This is a genomic window from Citrobacter sp. Igbk 16 (assembly GCF_028069755.1).
Classification (GTDB): Bacteria; Pseudomonadota; Gammaproteobacteria; order Enterobacterales; family Enterobacteriaceae; genus Citrobacter.
Genome location: NZ_JANEWJ010000004.1, coordinates 62,334 through 81,935 on the forward strand (window position 1 = coordinate 62,334; position 19,602 = coordinate 81,935).

18 protein-coding genes and 2 tRNA genes are annotated in these 19,602 nt (G+C 51.4%); 6 read left to right on the plus strand and 14 right to left on the minus strand.

Translation table 11 applies throughout. The features are described 5' to 3' along the window. Positions 1-82 precede the first annotated feature (82 nt). Both mfd and NNO03_RS04445 read left to right on the plus strand, forming a co-directional pair. On the plus strand, positions 83-3,529 hold the full coding sequence (mfd, locus tag NNO03_RS04440) for a transcription-repair coupling factor (protein ID WP_271448922.1): 3,447 nt from the start codon (positions 83-85) through the stop codon (positions 3,527-3,529). A gap of 148 nt (positions 3,530-3,677) precedes the next feature. Further along, positions 3,678-4,643, plus strand: coding sequence for a L,D-transpeptidase family protein (locus tag NNO03_RS04445; protein ID WP_271440877.1), 966 nt, complete (start codon positions 3,678-3,680; stop codon positions 4,641-4,643). Between the two features lie 84 nt (positions 4,644-4,727). Here the strand turns inward: NNO03_RS04445 and bhsA are convergent, their stop codons facing one another. Next, positions 4,728-4,985: a multiple stress resistance protein BhsA gene (gene bhsA, locus NNO03_RS04450; RefSeq protein WP_271448923.1), complete on the minus strand. Its 258-nt coding sequence runs from the start codon at positions 4,983-4,985 to the stop codon at positions 4,728-4,730. Between the two features lie 243 nt (positions 4,986-5,228). Between bhsA and comR the strand changes: the two genes are divergently transcribed. Together comR and NNO03_RS04460 are read left to right on the plus strand one after the other, a co-directional pair. Next, entirely contained in the window at positions 5,229-5,864 is a 636-nt protein-coding gene (gene comR / locus NNO03_RS04455; RefSeq protein ID WP_271448924.1) for a TetR family copper-responsive transcriptional repressor ComR, read from the plus strand. Positions 5,865-6,118: 254 nt separating this feature from the next. After that, positions 6,119-8,299, plus strand: a complete 2,181-nt coding sequence (locus NNO03_RS04460) for a TonB-dependent siderophore receptor (protein WP_271448925.1) — start codon at positions 6,119-6,121, stop codon at positions 8,297-8,299. A 56-nt stretch (positions 8,300-8,355) separates the two neighbouring features. Here the strand turns inward: NNO03_RS04460 and NNO03_RS04465 are convergent, their stop codons facing one another. The 8 genes from NNO03_RS04465 to hinT form a co-directional block, all read right to left on the minus strand. Beyond that, positions 8,356-8,895: a glycine zipper 2TM domain-containing protein gene (locus NNO03_RS04465; RefSeq protein ID WP_048211960.1), complete on the minus strand. Its 540-nt coding sequence runs from the start codon at positions 8,893-8,895 to the stop codon at positions 8,356-8,358. Between the two features lie 168 nt (positions 8,896-9,063). Further along, entirely contained in the window at positions 9,064-10,368 is a 1,305-nt protein-coding gene (ndh, locus tag NNO03_RS04470; protein ID WP_271440880.1) for an NADH-quinone dehydrogenase, read from the minus strand. A gap of 236 nt (positions 10,369-10,604) precedes the next feature. Beyond that, positions 10,605-11,147, minus strand: a complete 543-nt coding sequence (ycfP, locus tag NNO03_RS04475; protein ID WP_137382956.1) for an alpha/beta hydrolase YcfP — start codon at positions 11,145-11,147, stop codon at positions 10,605-10,607. A gap of 21 nt (positions 11,148-11,168) precedes the next feature. Continuing rightward, positions 11,169-12,194: a beta-N-acetylhexosaminidase gene (gene nagZ / locus NNO03_RS04480; protein WP_137382957.1), complete on the minus strand. Its 1,026-nt coding sequence runs from the start codon at positions 12,192-12,194 to the stop codon at positions 11,169-11,171. Between the two features lie 10 nt (positions 12,195-12,204). Further along, positions 12,205-13,029 (minus strand): thiamine kinase, encoded by an 825-nt coding sequence (gene thiK / locus NNO03_RS04485; protein ID WP_271448926.1) that lies wholly within the window; start codon positions 13,027-13,029, stop codon positions 12,205-12,207. Then, entirely contained in the window at positions 13,010-13,642 is a 633-nt protein-coding gene (gene lpoB, locus NNO03_RS04490; protein WP_271448995.1) for a penicillin-binding protein activator LpoB, read from the minus strand. Before lpoB ends, thiK begins: the two co-directional genes overlap by 20 nt. Before the next feature lie 22 nt (positions 13,643-13,664). Next, positions 13,665-14,039 carry a YcfL family protein gene (locus tag NNO03_RS04495; RefSeq protein WP_137382959.1) on the minus strand — a complete coding sequence of 125 codons (375 nt, stop codon included), beginning with the start codon at positions 14,037-14,039 and terminating at the stop codon, positions 13,665-13,667. Between the two features lie 2 nt (positions 14,040-14,041). Next, entirely contained in the window at positions 14,042-14,401 is a 360-nt protein-coding gene (hinT, locus tag NNO03_RS04500) for a purine nucleoside phosphoramidase (RefSeq protein ID WP_005121105.1), read from the minus strand. A gap of 348 nt (positions 14,402-14,749) precedes the next feature. On the opposite strand from hinT, the gene fhuE reads away from it, so the two are divergent. Beyond that, on the plus strand, positions 14,750-16,936 hold the full coding sequence (gene fhuE, locus NNO03_RS04505) for a ferric-rhodotorulic acid/ferric-coprogen receptor FhuE (protein WP_271448927.1): 2,187 nt from the start codon (positions 14,750-14,752) through the stop codon (positions 16,934-16,936). A 104-nt stretch (positions 16,937-17,040) separates the two neighbouring features. On the opposite strand, the gene NNO03_RS04510 is transcribed toward fhuE, so the two are convergent. The 3 genes from NNO03_RS04510 to NNO03_RS22775 all read right to left on the minus strand — a co-directional run bounded on the left by NNO03_RS04510 (position 17,041) and on the right by NNO03_RS22775 (position 18,857). Further along, positions 17,041-17,116: transfer RNA gene (locus tag NNO03_RS04510), tRNA-Asn, on the minus strand. Positions 17,117-17,215: 99 nt separating this feature from the next. Next, positions 17,216-18,703, minus strand: a complete 1,488-nt coding sequence (locus NNO03_RS04515) for an EmmdR/YeeO family multidrug/toxin efflux MATE transporter (RefSeq protein WP_333908915.1) — start codon at positions 18,701-18,703, stop codon at positions 17,216-17,218. Between the two features lie 46 nt (positions 18,704-18,749). Then, positions 18,750-18,857: a DUF5951 family protein gene (locus NNO03_RS22775; protein ID WP_353655416.1), complete on the minus strand. Its 108-nt coding sequence runs from the start codon at positions 18,855-18,857 to the stop codon at positions 18,750-18,752. A 6-nt stretch (positions 18,858-18,863) separates the two neighbouring features. Between NNO03_RS22775 and NNO03_RS04520 the strand changes: the two genes are divergently transcribed. Continuing rightward, positions 18,864-18,939 (plus strand) — tRNA-Asn (locus NNO03_RS04520). Between the two features lie 66 nt (positions 18,940-19,005). Here NNO03_RS04520 and NNO03_RS04525 read toward each other — a convergent pair. Together NNO03_RS04525 and NNO03_RS04530 are read right to left on the minus strand one after the other, a co-directional pair. Further along, entirely contained in the window at positions 19,006-19,338 is a 333-nt protein-coding gene (locus tag NNO03_RS04525) for a type II toxin-antitoxin system PemK/MazF family toxin (RefSeq protein WP_267456801.1), read from the minus strand. Further along, entirely contained in the window at positions 19,339-19,596 is a 258-nt protein-coding gene (locus tag NNO03_RS04530; RefSeq protein ID WP_271448929.1) for an antitoxin, read from the minus strand. Between the last annotated feature and the right edge of the window lie 6 nt (positions 19,597-19,602).

Sequence of the window (19,602 nt, forward strand, 5' to 3'; positions counted from 1 at the left end):
AATTTGCTTATGAGAAACGATCACGGATAATAAAGAAACATTGCTTATCAGACGTATATCCAAACGAGATCCTGACAACCGAATGCCTGAACAACATCGTTACACGCTTCCAGCCGGCGCTTCCGATCAGCGCCAGTTGGGTGAACTTACCGGTGCCGCCTGCGCGACGCTGGTCGCAGAAATCGCCGAACACCATCCGGGCCCCGTGGTGCTTATCGCGCCAGACATGCAAAATGCCTTGCGTCTGCATGATGAAATTCGTCAGTTTACCGACCAGATGGTGATGAATCTGGCTGACTGGGAAACACTGCCCTATGACAGTTTTTCCCCGCATCAGGAAATTATCTCCTCGCGACTCTCCACGTTGTATCAACTGCCTGCGATGCAACGCGGTGTGCTGATCGTACCGGTCAACACGTTGATGCAGCGCGTCTGCCCGCACAGCTATCTACACGGTCATGCGCTGGTGATGAAAAAGGGTCAGCGCCTGTCGCGTGATACCCTGCGTGAGCAACTGGACAGCGCCGGTTATCGCCATGTTGATCAGGTTATGGAGCACGGTGAATACGCCACACGCGGTGCGTTGTTGGACTTGTTCCCAATGGGCAGTGAACTGCCTTATCGCCTTGATTTCTTTGATGACGAAATCGACAGCCTGCGTCTGTTTGACACCGATACACAACGCACGCTGGAAGAAGTCGACGCCATTAATTTGCTGCCTGCCCACGAATTTCCTACCGATAAAACAGCCATTGAGCTGTTCCGCAGCCAGTGGCGCGATACCTTTGAAGTTAAACGTGACGCCGAACATATTTACCAGCAGGTCAGTAAAGGCACGTTACCTGCCGGGATTGAATACTGGCAACCGCTGTTTTTCAGTGAACCGCTACCACCGCTGTTCAGCTACTTCCCTGCCAATACGCTGTTAGTGAATACCGGTGATATTGAAACCAGCGCAGAACGTTTCCAGGCAGATACACTGTCACGCTTTGAGAATCGGAGTGTCGATCCAATGCGCCCACTGCTGCCGCCAGAATCGCTGTGGCTACGGGTTGATGAGCTTTTTTCTGAACTTAAACGCTGGCCTCGCGTCCAGCTCAAAACCGAAAGTCTGGCAAACAAAGCGGCAAACACTAATCTGGGATTCCAGAAGCTGCCGGACATCGCCGTACAAGCGCAACAGAAATCGCCGCTGGATGCGCTGCGTAAATTTCTGGAAACCTTTAACGGTCCGGTCATTTTCTCGGTAGAGAGTGAAGGCCGCCGTGAAGCACTCGGCGAACTTCTGGCTCGCATCAAAGTTGCGCCAAAACGTATTTTACGCCTTGATGAAGCCGCCGACAGCGGTCGTTATCTGATGATTGGTGCGGCAGAACATGGTTTCATTGATACCAAACGCAACCTGGCACTGATTTGCGAAAGCGATCTCCTTGGTGAGCGCGTGGCACGCCGCCGCCAGGATTCCCGCCGCACGATTAACCCGGATACATTGATCCGAAACCTCGCTGAGCTGCATCCGGGGCAGCCCGTCGTGCATCTTGAGCACGGCGTGGGTCGCTATGCCGGGATGACCACGCTGGAAGCAGGCGGCATTACGGGCGAATACCTGATGCTCACCTACGCCAACGACGCCAAATTGTATGTACCGGTGTCATCGTTGCATTTGATAAGCCGCTATGCCGGAGGCGCGGAAGAGAATGCCCCGCTGCATAAACTTGGCGGAGATGCCTGGTCGCGCGCCCGGCAGAAAGCCGCCGAGAAGGTGCGTGACGTCGCGGCGGAGTTACTGGATATTTACGCCCAGCGTGCGGCAAAAGAAGGTTTTGCCTTTAAGCACGACCGCGAGCAGTATCAGCTGTTTTGTGACAGCTTCCCGTTTGAAACCACGCCCGATCAGGCGCAGGCCATCAACGCGGTACTCAGCGATATGTGCCAACCGCTGGCAATGGACCGTCTGGTGTGTGGTGACGTCGGCTTCGGTAAAACCGAAGTGGCGATGCGCGCCGCATTCCTCGCCGTCGAGAACCACAAACAGGTGGCCGTTTTAGTGCCGACTACCCTGCTCGCTCAGCAGCATTTCGACAACTTCCGTGACCGCTTTGCCAACTGGCCCGTGCGCATTGAGATGCTGTCCCGTTTTCGTAGCGCCAAAGAGCAAGCGCAGATTCTGGAGCAGGTTGCCGAAGGTAAAATCGATATTCTCATCGGCACGCACAAACTGCTGCAAAGCGATGTGAAACTCAAAGATTTGGGTCTGCTGATTGTCGATGAAGAGCACCGCTTCGGTGTCCGTCACAAAGAGCGTATTAAAGCGATGCGCGCCGATGTCGATATTCTGACGCTGACCGCAACCCCTATCCCGCGTACGCTCAATATGGCGATGAGCGGCATGCGCGATCTGTCAATTATCGCCACACCGCCAGCGCGTCGTTTGGCCGTCAAAACCTTTGTGCGCGAGTATGACAATCTGGTGGTGCGCGAAGCTATCCTGCGTGAAGTGCTACGCGGCGGGCAGGTCTACTACCTGTTCAACGATGTTGAAAACATCCAGAAAACCGCTGACAGGCTGGCAGAGCTGGTACCGGAAGCACGTATCGGGATTGGACACGGGCAAATGCGCGAACGCGAGCTGGAACGTGTGATGAACGATTTCCACCATCAGCGCTTCAACGTGCTGGTGTGTACCACCATCATCGAAACCGGGATCGACATTCCAACCGCTAACACCATTATTATCGAGCGCGCTGACCATTTCGGGTTGGCACAATTGCACCAGCTACGCGGCCGCGTGGGACGTTCACATCATCAGGCCTATGCCTGGCTGTTGACGCCGCATCCGAAAGCGATGACCACCGATGCACAAAAACGCCTTGAGGCAATTGCCTCACTGGAAGATTTGGGTGCAGGTTTTGCGCTGGCCACTCACGACCTCGAGATCCGCGGCGCGGGAGAACTTTTGGGTGAAGATCAGAGCGGTTCGATGGAAACCATCGGCTTCTCACTGTACATGGAACTGCTGGAAAATGCGGTTGATGCGCTAAAAGAGGGACGCGAACCGTCGCTCGAAGATCTCACCAACCAGCAAACTGAAGTCGAGCTGCGGATGCCTTCGTTACTGCCAGATGACTACATTCCCGATGTGAATACGCGACTGTCGTTCTACAAGCGTATTGCCAGTGCGAAAGGCGAAAACGAGCTGGAAGAGATTAAAGTTGAACTGATTGACCGTTTTGGTTTGTTGCCTGACCCGGCCCGTACGCTGCTGGATATTGCCCGTTTGCGCCAGCAAGCGCAAAAACTGGGTATCAGAAAGCTAGAAGGCAATGAAAAAGGCGGGACGATTGAGTTTGCCGAGAAGAACCACGTCAACCCGGTGTGGCTGATTGGCTTACTACAAAAGCAACCCCAACACTTCCGTCTGGATGGCCCAACCCGGCTGAAGTTCATGCAAGATTTGAGCGAGCGTAAAACCCGTATCGACTGGGTACGTCAATTTATGCGTCAACTTGAAGAAAACGCCATAGCGTAGCGTTCCGGCCGGGTGAGCGCGGTGCTTACCCGGCCGATGAATTTACAAACTCTTTGCACTTCCCTGCACTTCCCGACACAGCAAACCGCCATAATTCCTGTTTACTTTTACATTATAAAAACCACGTAAAAACAATGGATTTATGGTGATGTTAAACAATAAACAACTCTCTCGCTGGCTAACGCTTTTTACGCTCGCGGCGACCGTCGCGTTAGCGCTTCCGGCTAAAGCGAATACCTGGCCGCTCCCGCCGCCAGGCAGTAAACTGGTGGGTGAAAATGCCACTCACGTTGTCGAAAACAACGGCGGATCGCTGGAAGCCATTGCGAAAAAATACAACGTCGGCTTTTTAGCGCTGCTGCAGGCTAACCCCGGCGTCGATCCATACGTACCTCGCCCGGGCAGTGTTTTAACCATCCCATTGCAAACTCTGCTGCCGGATGCCCCACGCGAAGGGATTGTCATTAACCTCGCCGAACTGCGTCTTTACTATTACCAGCCAGGGACAAAATCGGTGACCGTGTATCCCATTGGCATTGGCCAGTTAGGCGGCGACACCCTGACCCCAACAATGGTCACCACCATCTCTGATAAGCGTGCCAACCCGACCTGGACACCAACGGCGAATATCCGCGCACGGTATAAAGCCAATGGTATCGACCTCCCTGCTGTAGTACCTGCCGGGCCAGATAACCCGATGGGGCATCATGCTATCCGCTTAGCGGCTTACGGCGGTGTGTATTTGCTGCATGGGACCAACGCGGATTTTGGCATCGGTATGCGTGTCAGTTCTGGGTGTATTCGCCTGCGTGACGGTGATATTGAAACCTTATTCCGTCAGGTTACGCCGGGAACCAAAGTGAACATCATCAACACGCCGATTAAAGCCTCCGTTGAACCTAACGGTATGCGCCTGGTTGAAGTACACCAACCGCTGTCAGAAAAGATTAATGACGACCCGCAGTTACTGCCAATCGTGTTGAATTCATCAATGCAGAGCTTTAAAAATGCGGCACAGACAGACGCCGCTGTAATGGAGCATGCAATGGAGCTACGCTCAGGCATGCCGGTAGACGTGACACGCCACCACGATGTTCCCGCACAAACGCTGTAAATTCAGGTTATAAAAAAACCCCCGCCGGTTTGTTCCCGCGGGGGTTTTTTATTGAATTCGCAGTGGCATGCGAGGGTTTACAACTTATTTGTAGATAACTGCAGTCCCGTGAAGGGTGTTAGGACCGGTAACAGAAGTAATACGGAATGACTTCGCACCCATTTCATCGGCTTTCTGTGCCAGTTGATCTTCCAGAGAACCTAAGTTAGTCCCGGCGTTGGCAGAGATAATACCGACTTTCTGTTGGCCTGCAGGTGTAGCCTGAACTTCAACAGCGGCAAAGCTTGCAAATGAAAGTGAGCTCAGGACAGCAGCGACAAAAAGAGTTATTACGTTTTTCATGATAGTGACCTTTAGCAGATGAATGTATGCCGTAAGCGATTAACTTAACGATCGATAGGTAAATCATAGATGTGATCCAGGTCACACGTCAACATTTTTTTATAACGATTGTTATTTAAAACATAAAGGCCTTATTTTTCATATCAATAGCATTGAATTATTTTTATCGTGAATGCACTGGAGTGTCTGCACGATTATTTTTATAATGGTTATTCAATAAACCCAACCAGGTACAACGGCACCATGACAACTGAAACGACAAGTTGTGCAAAAAAAAGCCGTGGCCGACCAAAAGTGTTCGACAGGGAAGCCGCGCTTGATAAGGCCATGACACTCTTCTGGCAGCACGGATATGAAGCGACATCGCTCGCCGATCTCGTAGAAGCAACCGGGGCAAAAGCGCCTACGCTGTATGCAGAATTTACCAATAAGGAAGGACTGTTTCGTGCCGTGCTGGACCGCTATATCAGTCGCTTCGCGGCAAAACACGAAGCCCAACTGTTTTGTGAAGAAAAAAGCCTCGAATCCGCACTTGAGGACTATTTCACCGCAATAGCGACCTGCTTCACCAGCAAAGACACGCCCGCGGGATGTTTTATGATTAACACATCCGCTACGCTGGCCGCCTCCTCCCGGGACATTGCGCACACGGTTAAATCTCGTCACGCCATGCAGGAGCAGACGCTGGCTCAGTTTCTGCATCAACGACAGGAACATGGTGAAATACCGGCACACTGCGATGTACAAAAGTTGGCTGAGTATCTGAACTGTATTTTGCAGGGTATGTCGATCAGCGCCCGCGAAGGAGCCACATTCGAAAAACTGATGCAGATCGCGCACACCACGTTACGATTGTGGCCTGAACTGATTAAAGATTAACCTTCTCCACACTCCCCACGTCTTACTGTCATCACCGGGATCTTACGCCGTTCCCGGTGATAACGGCACTTCTTAACCCCTACATTCTTTATTGTTTTCATTGGGTTAATGCATTTCTTTTGTAAAATACATTGATAATGTCAATCATTATCAGCAATATTCGCATTTGTTTTAATGCCCATTTCATAATGTAACGATCGGTTTCTATCGCCGTAAAAATAAAAACAGACCAACAAATTTTATAAGGAATACAAATGAATAAGCATCTCTGGGTGCTCAATCCTCTGTTACTGTCTTTAACCCTACCGGCAATGGCAGCAGAAGAAGAAGATCTCATCGTCAGCGCCAACCGTAGTCAACGTACCGTGTCTCAAATGGCACAAACTACATGGGTTATCGAAGGTAGAGAGATTGAACAGCAGGTTCAGGGGGGGAAAGAGTTTAAGGATGTTCTTGCTCAGTTGATCCCCGGAATCGACGTCAGCAGCCAGGGACGGACCAACTACGGGATGAACATGCGTGGTCGCGCCATCGTTGTGCTTATTGACGGTGTTCGTCTCAACTCTTCCCGCACTGACAGCCGTCAGCTCGACTCCATTGATCCGTTTAATATTGCACACATTGAAGTCATCTCCGGGGCAACATCGCTGTACGGCGGCGGAAGTACCGGTGGTTTGATCAACATCGTCACCAAAAAAGGTCAGCCTGAGCGTGAAGTTGAACTCGAGCTGGGCAGCAAAAGCGGATTCAACAACAGTAACGATCATGACGAACGGGTTGCCGCCGCAGTTAGCGGAGGAACCGACCGCGCATCCGGACGCATGTCTGTCGCTTATCAACGATTTGGTGGTTGGTATGATGCCAACCACGATGCCTTAATGCTCGATAATACCCAAACCGGGCTGCAGCATTCCGATCGCCTGGACCTGATGGGTACCGGGACGATTGAGCTTGATGACGACCGCCAGCTGCAGCTGGTTACGCAGTACTACAAAAGTCAGGGCGATGACGACTACGGACTGGATCTCGGCAAGAACATGTCCGCCGTGACGGGAACCGGTAACGCGAATACCAGCAGTGGCCTCAATTCCGACCGAATCCCCGGCACGGAACGGCATCTGATCAGTCTGCAATATTCCGATGCTAATTTCTTCGGTCAGAATCTGGTCAGCCAGATCTATTACCGTGACGAATCACTCAAATTCTATCCTTTCCCTACGCTGAGCAAAGGTAAGGTCACCAGTTTCTCCGCATCACAACAGGATACTGACCAGTTTGGTGCCAAAATCACCCTCAACAGCCAGCTGATGGAAAACTGGGAACTGACATGGGGGATCGACGCCGATCACGAAACATTCGATTCCAATCAAGAATTCTTCGATCTGGCTTATTCCCTCCCCTCCGGCGGTATGGATAACCGAACGGCCTACACCACCGGGCGCTATCCCGGTTACAGCATCACCAACTTTGCGCCTTTCCTGCAAAACAGCTACGACATTAATGACATCTTTACGCTCAGCGGCGGTATCCGCTACCAGTGGACTGAAAACCGCGTTGATGATTTTGTCGGCTATACGCAGCAACAAGGCATCGCAACGGGCCTGGCGAACTCTGCAGATAGTATTCCGGGTGGCAAAGCAGATTATGATAACTTCCTGTTTAACGCGGGCATCCTCGCACACCTGACCGACCGCCAGCAGACCTGGTTCAACTTCTCTCAAGGTGTGGAACTTCCCGACCCCGGAAAATACTACGGCAACGGTACCTACTCGCTGGTTGGCGATCATTATCAGCTCCAGCGCAGCGTTAACGTAGCGGATTCACGCCTGGAAGGCATTAAAGTTAACTCTTACGAACTGGGGTGGCGCTACACCGGCGATAATCTGCGTACACAGCTCGCCGCTTACTATTCCACGTCTGATAAATCGATCGTCGTTAACCGCGACGATATGACCATTAACGTAAAGCCCGACGATCGCCGTATTTATGGCCTTGAAGGTGCGGTGGATTATTTCATTGCTGATACGGACTGGAGTCTGGGAAGTAACTTCAACATCATTAAATCGGAAGTGAAGAAAAACGGTAAATGGCAAAAATGGGATGTCACTCTGGCTTCGCCATCTAAAGCCACCGCATGGGTTGGCTGGGCACCGGAACCGTGGTCGCTGCGAGTACAGAGTCAGCAGACATTTGACCTGAGCGACGCCAGTGGCAACAAGCTGGATGGGTACAATACGATGGACTTTATCGGCAGCTATCAGCTCCCACTGGGTAAATTGACCTTTAGCGTTGAGAACCTGCTGAATGAAGAGTACACCACCCTCTGGGGACAGCGTGCACCGTTACTCTACAGCCCGACTTATGGCAGTCCATCCTTATATGAATACAAAGGCCGGGGTCGTACCTTTGGTTTGAACTATGCCTTAACCTTCTAATAAAAAAAGCCCCCCAGCCTGAGCGATGGGGGGCTAATGTTCAGGATAACGCTATTTTACGCCTTGTTATTCAGAACCAACTGGCCGTTGTTATCCAGCGGAATTTGCGTACCGGGATCTTTATCCATACGGATTTTGCCCTGCTGATCGCCAATTTTATACGTGACGTCGTAGCCCAGCATTTTTTCTGATTTGTCATACACTGTTTTACAACGTTGTTGTGTTGTCGTGTACGTATCGTTTTCCTGCATTGAACCCTGAATCTGGTTACCTGCATAACCGCCACCTAACGCACCAGCAACGGTCGCAATGTCTTTTCCGCGTCCACCACCAAACTGATGACCAATTACGCCCCCGGCAACCGCACCCAGCACGGAACCGGCAATACGGTTTTCATCCTGTACAGGTTTACGGTGAGTAACCGTCACGTTACGACACTCCTGGCGCGGTGTTTTTACCGTTTCTTTAATCGGTGTTGCAGAGACGACTTGTGCAAACTGTGGGCCACGCTCAAAAACATTTAGACTGGCCACCGCTGCCACACCCAGCGCAGCAGCTACGCCAATCCCTATACCCGCCAACATTGATTTATTCACGGGACTTCCTCCTTTTTTGCTATTAGCAACAACTTTGCAACAGAAGGTAAATAATGCCAATCAGATTACGGATGAAAATCGCAGAGAGAGGGGGTAAAGCAGCATGATTCAGAGAACTCTGAAAGAAAGTGCCGGATGAACCTTTCCATCCGGCATTACAAGCCAGTATTAGTGCAGTTTAAGACGCGGACGAATCACACGGTTAATGCTGCCAACCAACATCATCAGGCCGGTTTTGAAGTAACCATGCAGCGCAATCTGGTGCATACGGTACAGTGAAATGTAGACAAAGCGCGCAATACGCCCTTCCACCATCATTGAGCCACGCGTCAGGTTCCCCATAAGGCTACCCACAGTAGAGAAGTTGGAGAGAGAAACCAGAGAACCGTGATCTTTATACTGATACGCTTTCAGCGGTTTACCGTTCATCTGTGCCAGAATGTTGTTCATCGCGCAGGATGCCATCTGGTGCGCAGCCTGAGCACGCGGCGGCACAAAACCCCCTTCCGGACGCGCACAGGAAGCACAGTCACCAATCGCATAGATGTCCGGATCGCGCGACGTCTGCAGAGTCGGTTCAACCACCAACTGGTTGATACGGTTGGTTTCAAGACCACCAATTTCTTTCATAAAGTCTGGCGCTTTGATACCTGCTGCCCACACCATCAGATCGGCTTTGATGTACTCACCCTCTTTGGTATGCAACCCACCTTCGTCAGCGCTGGTTACCATCGTCTGAGTCAGTACACGTACGCCCAGTTTGGTTAACTCGTTATGCGCAGCACTGGAGATCCTGGGCGGCAACGCTGGCAGAATACGTTCACCGGCTTCCACCAGTGTGACGTTCAGCGCTTCGTTGGTCAGCCCTTTATAACCATAGCTATGCAACTGTTTTACCGCATTGTGCAGCTCAGCGGAGAGTTCTACTCCCGTTGCACCACCACCGACGATAGCGATATTCACTTTGCCGTTCGCGCCCAGATTTGCGGAATACTTCAGGAACAGATTCAGCATTTCCTGGTGGAAGCGACGCGCCTGGTGCGGGTTATCGAGGAAAATACAGTTTTCTTTGACGCCTGGCGTGTTGAAATCGTTGGACGTACTGCCCAGCGCCATCACCAGCGTGTCATACGGCACTTTACGCTCGGGGACCAGCAGATCGCCCTTCTCATCTCGCAGCTCAGCAATCGTGATAGTCTTCGCTTCACGATCGATATCCATCACCGACCCCAACTGGAACTGGAACCCGTGGTTACGGGCATGCGCCAAATAGCTCAGCGCATCAACACCTTCATCCAGCGATCCTGTTGCCACTTCGTGCAGCAACGGTTTCCACAGGTGGCTGTGGTTTCTGTCTACCAGCGTGATTTTTGCCTTTTTCTTACGACCCAGTTTTTTACCCAACTGCGTCGCCATTTCCAGTCCGCCAGCACCGCCGCCGACAATCACGATCCTTTTCAATGGTGTAGTCAACGTGACCCCCTCAAATTTATTAACCAATTGTTAATTAAAAGTTATGCGCACAGCCTTTAATTAACAACAAGTTACGATAATGAAAATGTTCTTCGAGGCTGAGAATAACACGAACGGTGCATTGGTCATACCAAAATTGATATGTATCAAGTTTTGATGCTGAAAAGATAGACAACCCAGACTTTTAGGACAAAAAAACCAGCCCGAAGGCTGGTTTTCTAAACGCCCGGTAAAGATTAACCTAACGTCTTGAACGCTTTGATGCGCTGCAAATGCGGGGAGATGTTTTTGAATTTATGGGTTTGTTCTTCATCCCATACAATTTCATAGTAATGATGCAGCTCCTGCGACGAACGCTGGCTGTTCAAGGCTTCATCATGGCGCGACAAAATAACCAGGCAGCGATCGCGATTTTTCTCACGGAAGTTGGTCACACATTTTGTGGCGATATCAGCATACTCTTCCGGCCTGTCGATTTTCCCTTCCATATTCTCATACGGGAACAGGTTAGGGTTAAACACCACCTGACGAATATCACACAGGAAACCAATCCGTTCAGCCCAATACCCCCCCAGCCCAACGCCGCAAATCAACGGTCGATCATCCACATTAAGCTGCAACATTTTGTCCACTTCTTTCAGCAGATGCTGCATATCATGTTTAGGATGCCGCGTACTGTAGCTAATCAGCCTGACATCCGGGTCAATAAATTGCAGTTGCAATACTTTCTCGTGGTTGCCCGGACTGTTAGAGTCAAAACCGTGTAAATAGATAATCATCGCATCCTCGCCAAACTTGCGTTAATGACCTGCTTTCTCTTCCTGCCAACGCTCATGAAGCTGGTTGAGCTGGGCGCTTACTGTCTTCCAGCGAGCCGAGTCCATCAGTTCCTGACGTGAAAATGAACCTTTATGATACAAACGTGTAACACGTTCTGCATTGATCGGCGACAGATTATCTAAAACACTGACCGCACCCTTACGATTATTGCAGACCAGGATCATATCGCAACCTGCATCCAGCGATGCCTGCCCGCGCTCTGCGTAGCTCCCCATAATTGCTGCGCCTTCCATCGACAAATCGTCGGAGAAAATCACGCCATCGAAACCGAGCTCCTGGCGCAGCACGGTTTTCAGCCAGTGGGGTGAACCGCTCGCGGGTCGCGGGTCGACATCACTGTAAATGACGTGCGCCGGCATAATTGCATCCAGTTTGTTTTCAGTGATTAACGTCTGGAATACCGACATATCTTTCGCGCGGATCTCAGCTTCCGGACGCGGATCGGTTGGCGTTTCTTTATGCGAATCCGCCGTCACTGCACCATGTCCGGGGAAGTGTTTACCGGTCGTTTTCATTCCAGCCGCATGCATGCCATCAATAAAGCGGGTTGCCATCGCCAACGCTTTCGCGGGTTCGGCATGATAAGAACGTTCACCAATCGCAGCACTGATATGCCCCACATCCAGAACGGGGGCGAAGCTAATATCAATATCCATCGCGATCATTTCACTGGCCATCAGCCATCCCGCTTCCTGAGCCAGTTTGCCCCCCTCTTCCAGCCCATGCAGTGCAGCAAAAGATTGCGCCGCAGGCAGACGGGTGAAACCTTCACGAAAGCGCTGGACGCGCCCCCCTTCCTGATCCACTGCCACCACCAGATGATTGCGCGACGCGGCACGAATCTGGCGAACCAACTCACGTAGCTGCTCCGGGTCATGATAATTTCGGGTAAAGAGGATTAACCCGCCTACCAGTGGATGCGCCAGAATCTCACGCTCTTCAGCGTCCAGCTCATACCCTTCGACATCCAACATTACTGGGCCCACACTGCTCTCCTTATCCTTTTATTGTTAGCTGCCGCCAGGTTTCATCGGCCAGCCTGATAAATTGTCGATCGCCGGTTTGTTGCCAGCGATACTCAAACCATCCCACCTTCAGCATCATCACCCACAACTGCCAACGCCTGACCTGCCGCCACAGGGCATCTGGTTCAATATGCGCATGTTTGGCATAGGCATCGACCAACTGTCGGCGCTGGGATTCATCCGCGGCCCACACTGCCGCGAGTTCCAGAGCAATATCACCGTCTCCGGCGTATTCCCAGTCGATTAACCGCAGTCCCGACGCCGTGCGTACAATATTGTCGCCGTGAACATCCATATGCAATGGTCCCAAACGTAAGGGATGCGGCTCACCTTTGGTTCTTAGTCGCTTTAGCAGTTGCAACCAGCGCGGCGTTCGGCGCGCCGGATCGCTACACTGCCAGTACTGTTCGAGCAGTGGCAACAGGTTGATTCGCCAGCCCAGACGGGGTTGCTGATGCAAATAATACAGTAAGCCTGCGAGTTCGTCGGCTTCCGGTAATCTGGATTCTACCTTACCGTGAAAAAAATCGACTGCCATCCACCCCCGCGTATAAAAACGGGGTCTGGGGGCAAGATTCTCAGGTAGTTGTTTTAACGCGTGATACTGGCGTAGAAAATGCGATTCTGGCGCGTAAGGATCGTGATGACAGCGCAGCACTAAACGGTGGGTTTGATGTTCGATGATGCAGCTCCCGCCGCTCAAACCGCTTTGGCTGGAGACGACGGGATGATACTGCGGGAAATAGCGCGACAAAACTTCATCGCGCGTCAGTTTGTTATTGTTGCTGAACGGCACCTTTACCTGACCAGATTATCTCGCCAGTTTGTACCAGCATTAATTGCATTTGCAGCGCAGGTGAATTGACGTTACCGGAAGCGCTGGAATAGAGCACATACTGAGCACCAACGTTACGGGCAATACCAATCGCTTTGCTACGCGTTCCCAGGCTGTCGTTCGGCGACAGACCTAACTGCTGCTTGGCGACAGCCAGTTGCTGGGCGGAAACCAGGGTAAATTTTCCGTTATTCGCCAGCGCGTTACGTAAGGTTTCAGTCGCTTCGCCAGCGTTCAACGAACCGTTGGTACGGTTATTCACGCTATCAACCAACAGAACCCCCCCCGCTTTGACGCCATCGGCCTGCAGCATTTTACCCACCATCGGCTGCATTGCCCCGTTCCAGTCATAATGACGCTGACGTGGGGTTGGCTGCGCCGTTTGGTCCTCGTGTTCAATCGGACCCGGCTGCTGCGGTATGGTTGGCACCGTTGGTACCACCGGAACTGGCTGTTGCGGTTGTACGGGTTGTTCCGGCACCGGCTTCACTTCCTCTACTGGCGCTGGCTCACGTTGAGCCACACAACCAGAGAGAAACATCGCCAGCGCGGCAATCAATGCGTAGCGATTCATTTTGATCTTCAAGATTCACCCCTTACAAATAAAGATAAAGCCTAACCTTGTGCGCCCCCAGATAATTGGCGCTGCCGTACAGCGTTACCGACGAACGAGCCGGAATAGTGATGCTGCGTGGCGCTTCCAGAGGGTGCATCTCCAGCCCTCTGGCGTCATACCAGTAAAACCGATAATGAACGGTGACAGGTTCTTGTCTTTCGTTATAGAGTCGTGAGGATGCAGAGGCCTGAATATCAGACGTTGTTAACTCAGGCGGCTCTGCGGTGATACCCGCCGCCAGTATTGTTGATTCCATCACCAGAGACTGTTCATCACTGACCGGAATTTCCGGGTGTGAACGGCAGCCAGCCAGCAACAGCAGACCCAACGTAAGCGCAATGCATCCTCTGGTCATTATTAAAGACCTTTATGCGCGAGCATTGGACCAAGCGCACGTCCACCCAGCAGATGCATATGAATGTGATACACCTCCTGACCGCCGTGACGGTTGGTATTCATAATCAAACGGTATCCATCTTCGGCAATGCCTTCCTGCTCAGCGATTTTCGCCGCCACTGTGATCATTCGTCCCAGCGCCTGCTCATGCTCTGCCGTCACATCGTTGACGGTTGGGATTAAAACGTTCGGGATGATCAGAATATGCGTTGGTGCCTGAGGTGAAATATCGCGAAACGCAGTGACCAGCTCATCCTGGTATACGATGTCCGACGGAATTTCACGACGAATAATTTTGCTGAATATAGTTTCTTCTGCCACGACGTTTTCCTTTTTCATTAAGAGCCCATGCGTTGTGTCATGCTACGCCGGGTGACTCTGCGAGTATAGAGTATGAGCGAGTTACTCACGCTCTTTCAACTTTAACCCTCGATTTTTTAAGCAAAAAGCCCTGCCAGTGCTGTTCTTATAACCATTTCCCGGCGCTATCGCTCAGACATAGTACTGAAACAATATTTCATTTATACGTTGCATTTGTTTACACAATGAATGTGAATGCGTATATTTCGCATTTGCATTCTCATGCAAGACAAATAATTAACAACCAAAGGGTTCATTACGCAGTCACGTGACTCGAACTTAATATTAATAATATTCAAGGACTTTCCGATGTCTTTCACAACACACCACAGGGACGAACAGCATCGTTCTGCCATGGTCCCATCCCTCCTGGCAGCCTGTATTACGGCGGCGTTATTACCTTGCACCAGCCTCGCCGCCTCGGCAGAAGAGACGGTGATCGTTGATGGTTCAGCCTCCGCTACATCCAGTGATGAGCAAGATTACAGCGTTAAATCGACATCCGCAGGCACAAAAATGCAGATGACACAGCGCGATATCCCACAATCCGTCAGCATCGTCAGCCAACAGCGTATGGAAGATCAGCAGCTCCAGACACTGGGCGATGTGATGGACAACACACTGGGGATCAGCAAAAGCCAGGCGGACTCTGACCGCAGCAGCTATTTCTCTCGCGGATTCCAGATCGATAACTACATGGTCGATGGGATCCCGACCTATTTTGAATCCCGTTGGAACCTCGGCGATGCCCTTTCTGACACGGCCTTGTTTGAACGTGTAGAAGTAGTTCGTGGTGCAAACGGCTTAATGACCGGCACGGGGAATCCTTCGGCATCGATTAACATGATCCGTAAACATGCAACCAGCCGCGAGTTCACGGGGAATGTCTCCGCGGAATACGGCAGTTGGAATAAGCAACGCTATGTGACGGATTTGCAAAGCCCATTGACGGCAGACGGCAACGTGCGCGCTCGCATCGTGGCAGGTTATCAAAATAACGATTCCTGGCTTGACCGCTACAACAATGAAAAAATGTTTTTCTCGGGGATTGTCGATGCCGATCTGGGCGACACCACCAGCCTGTCGGCAGGTTACGAATACCAGCGTATTGATATCAACAGTCCAACCTGGGGCGGCTTGCCGCGCTGGAATACCGATGGCAGCAAAAACAACTACGACCGCTCGCGCAGTACCTCGCCGGACTGGACCTACAATGACAAGGACATCAACAAAGTCTTCGTGACACTCAAACAGCGTTTCGCGGATACCTGGCAAACAACCCTGAATGCCACACACTCCGAGGTCAAGTTCGACAGCAAGATGATGTACGTCGACGCTTACGTTAATAAAGCTGACGGCACACTGATTGGTCCCTATGGCAACTATGGACCGGGCTATGATTACGTTGGTGGAACAGGCTGGAACAGCGGGAAACGTAAAGTCGATGCCGTCGATCTCTTTGCCGATGGTGGCTACGACCTGTTTGGTCGTCAGCATAACCTGATGCTGGGCGGCAGTTACAGCAAGCAAAATAACCGTTATGAAAGCTCGTGGGCAAATGTATTCCCTAACGAAATAGGTAGCTTCTATACCTACGACGGTAACTTCCCGGAAACCAACTGGAATCCACAATCGCTGGCCCAGGACGATACCACGCACATGAAATCGCTGTATGCCGCGACACGCATTTCGCTGGCCGACCCATTGCATTTGATCGTCGGCGCGCGTTATACCAACTGGCGTATCGATACCCTGACCTACAGCATGGAACAAAACCACACTACGCCCTATGCGGGTCTGGTTTATGACATCGATGATAACTGGTCCACTTACGCCAGCTATACCTCTATCTTCCAGCCGCAAAACAAACGCGACAGTTCCGGTAAATATCTCGCCCCGATTACCGGCAACAACTACGAGGTTGGTCTGAAATCAGACTGGATGAACAGCCGTTTAACCACCACCCTCGCTGTATTCCGCATTGAGCAGGATAACGTAGCGCAATCAACCGGCGTACCAATCGCCGGTAGCAATGGCGACACCGCCTATAAAGCGATGGATGGAACGGTCAGCAAAGGCGTTGAATTCGAAGTAAACGGTGCGATCACGGATAACTGGCAGATGACTTTCGGCGCAACGCGGTACGTTGCGGATGACAACGAAGGCAATGCCGTCAATCCGAACCTGCCGCGTACTACGGTAAAATTGTTCACCCGTTATAACCTGCCTGCCCTGCCGGCACTGACCGTGGGGGGCGGAGTTAACTGGCAGAATCGCGTGTATAGCGATACCGTGACGCCATACGGCACGTTCCGTGCAGAACAGGGAAGCTACGCGCTGGTGGATTTATTCACTCGCTACCAGGTAACGAAGAACTTCGCCATCCAGGGCAACATCAACAACCTGTTCGATAAAACCTACGATACCAATGTCGAAGGCTCTATCGTCTATGGTGAGCCGCGTAACGTCAGCCTCACCGCCAGCTACCAGTTCTGATAATACCCAGTCTGTAAAGTATCCACCTGCATGTCAGGTGGATTTACCGAAAAGCTAAAAAGCAAAAAGCCCGCTCAAGTTTCCTTAAGCGGGCTTCTTAAATATGGCTCCTCTGACTGGACTCGAACCAGTGACATACGGATTAACAGTCCGCCGTTCTACCGACTGAACTACAGAGGAATCGTGTGAACGGGGCGAATATTAGCGATGCCTGTCTGCGTTGTCAAAGCCTGAATGGATATTTGCGATCGTTTGCTGAAATATTCTTCATTTCGTCGCTTATTCAGACGCAGACGGTTGTTTTATACACTTTTCACGTTCAGGACGTGGGTATTTCCACAGCCAACGGCCTGTGACCATGCGCCAGTAAAATAACGCGGCCCGTACTGCCCAGTCGAAGAACATCCCCATCCAGACGCCTACGACACCCCATCCTAATACGATCCCGAGGGTGTAGCCGGCGACAACACGACAGCCCCACATCCCCAACATGGAGACCCACATAGCGAAACGGGCGTCACGTGCACCTTTAAATCCAGCAGGAAGAACCCATGATGCTGCCCATATCGGCATAAATGCCGCGTTCAGCCAAATCAGGATGACAATGACCTCTTTTACATCCTGATCGTGGGTATAAAACGAAGCCATCACGCCAGCAAACGGGGCGGTTAACCAGGCGATGGCGGTTAATCCGATTGTGGAGAGCCAGAATACATGCCGCAACTGGATTTCCGCCTGAGCAATCTGTCCATTTCCCAGACGTCTGCCAGTAATGATGGTAGACGCGGAACCTAAAGCGTTTCCCGGCAGGTTGATCAGTGCCGCTATCGAAAAGGCAATGAAGTTACCGGCAATTACGCTGGTACCCATACCTGAAACAAACATCTGCGTAAGTAACTTGCCACCGTTAAACAGGACTGACTCTATACTGGCAGGAATACCAATCCCCATGACTTCCCAGATGATGGCAAGATTCAGCGGCTTAAAATAGCTCTTCAGGGGAATGCGCAGTGCTGGGTTAAATCCAATCATCAGCACCCATATAATGGCGATGGCACCAATGTAACGTGAAATCGTCAACCCCAGACCTGCGCCGACGAATCCCAGCCCTTGCCAGGAAAAAATGCCGTAAATCAGGATGCTACTGATGATAATGTTCAGGATATTCATACCACCGTTAATCAATAACGGTATTTTGGTATTTCCGGCACCGCGCAGTGCGCCGCTGCCAATTAACGCAATTGCAGCAGCAGGGTAGCTGAGCACTGTTAATTCCAGATAGGTTAGCGCCAGCGCTTTTACATCAGGGGTGGCTTCTCCTGCAACGACATCAATAATCTGCTTACCGAAATAGTGAATCACCGCCGCCAGTACGACAGCAAATATCGTCATGATCACCAGTGATTGTCTGGCTGCGGCTCTGGCGCGTCGGCGATCGCGCTTTCCGAGACTAAAAGCAACCACCACCGTCGTGCCAAGGTCGATGGCGGCGAAAAATGCCATGATGACCATGTTGAAACTATCGGCAAGCCCGACGCCTGCCATCGCTTCTTTACCCAACCAACTCACCAGGAAGGTGCTCAGTACTCCCATCAAGAGTACACAGGTGTTTTCCAGAAAAATGGGGACAGCAAGCGGGGTAATTTCGCGCCAAAAGAGAACTTTATAACGCTTGCGTTTGGCATACCAGGGCGTGCGGGATGCGACCTGGCGTAAGGCTGCGGAGACGTTCAAAGTGGACCTTAATGAAGAAAGTTGAAACCTCATTTCAAATGATGAGGGAGAATCAAAAAAGCTGCAAAGTTTTTTCCATTTAAAATGTCTGTAAATGCAACAAACTGTCGAGAGAAGCATCAATTGATCCCCAATGTAGGAATTGGGGTTTGACAAAAGTTTTTTCGCCGCTAAGATAAGCCTCCACAACGATTCCTCTGTAGTTCAGTCGGTAGAACGGCGGACTGTTAATCCGTATGTCACTGGTTCGAGTCCAGTCAGAGGAGCCATATTTAAGAAGCCTGCTTTCGAGCGGGCTTTTTGCTTTTCTGCGTTTGCCTTCTAAACCTAAAGCCTCAGCTCAGAATAGCCTCCAGTCTGGCCAGCACTTCATTCACGATAACGTCAGGTATTCGTTCCAGACGCTTGCCGTTCCGGGCTTCCATATCAATGGTCCTCGGCTGGTCACAACGAATGACCCCCGTTGTTTTTGTTCCTGCGCCATCCAGTGAAACAGCAAACCCTGCTGCACGAGCAAAGTTTCCGCCGTTGGTCACGGGAACAACCACTGGTAGCCGGGTAAACTGATTAAAGGACGCCGGAGAAACAATCAACACTGGACGCCTTCCGCTTTGTTCATGCCCGGCAATCGGGTCTAGTGAAACGAGCCAGATTTCCCCTCTGTCCATTTACAGGATCTCCTTGCCCACCGCAGGCGCATCAATCCATTCCCTATCTTCTTCGCTCATTTCGGCATGCTGAACGCACTGCGCCAGCAGTTCTTCAAGCGAATAACGGGGCCGTTTCTGGGGTTCAATAATCAGGCAGCCATTATCAATGGTCATGCCCACTTCACTGTCCGTCGACAGCTCCAGCGTTTTCAGCACGGCAGGAGGAACCGCCAGCATGATGGATCCGCCGACCTTTTTAAGGCGAGTTGTATACATAGAGCA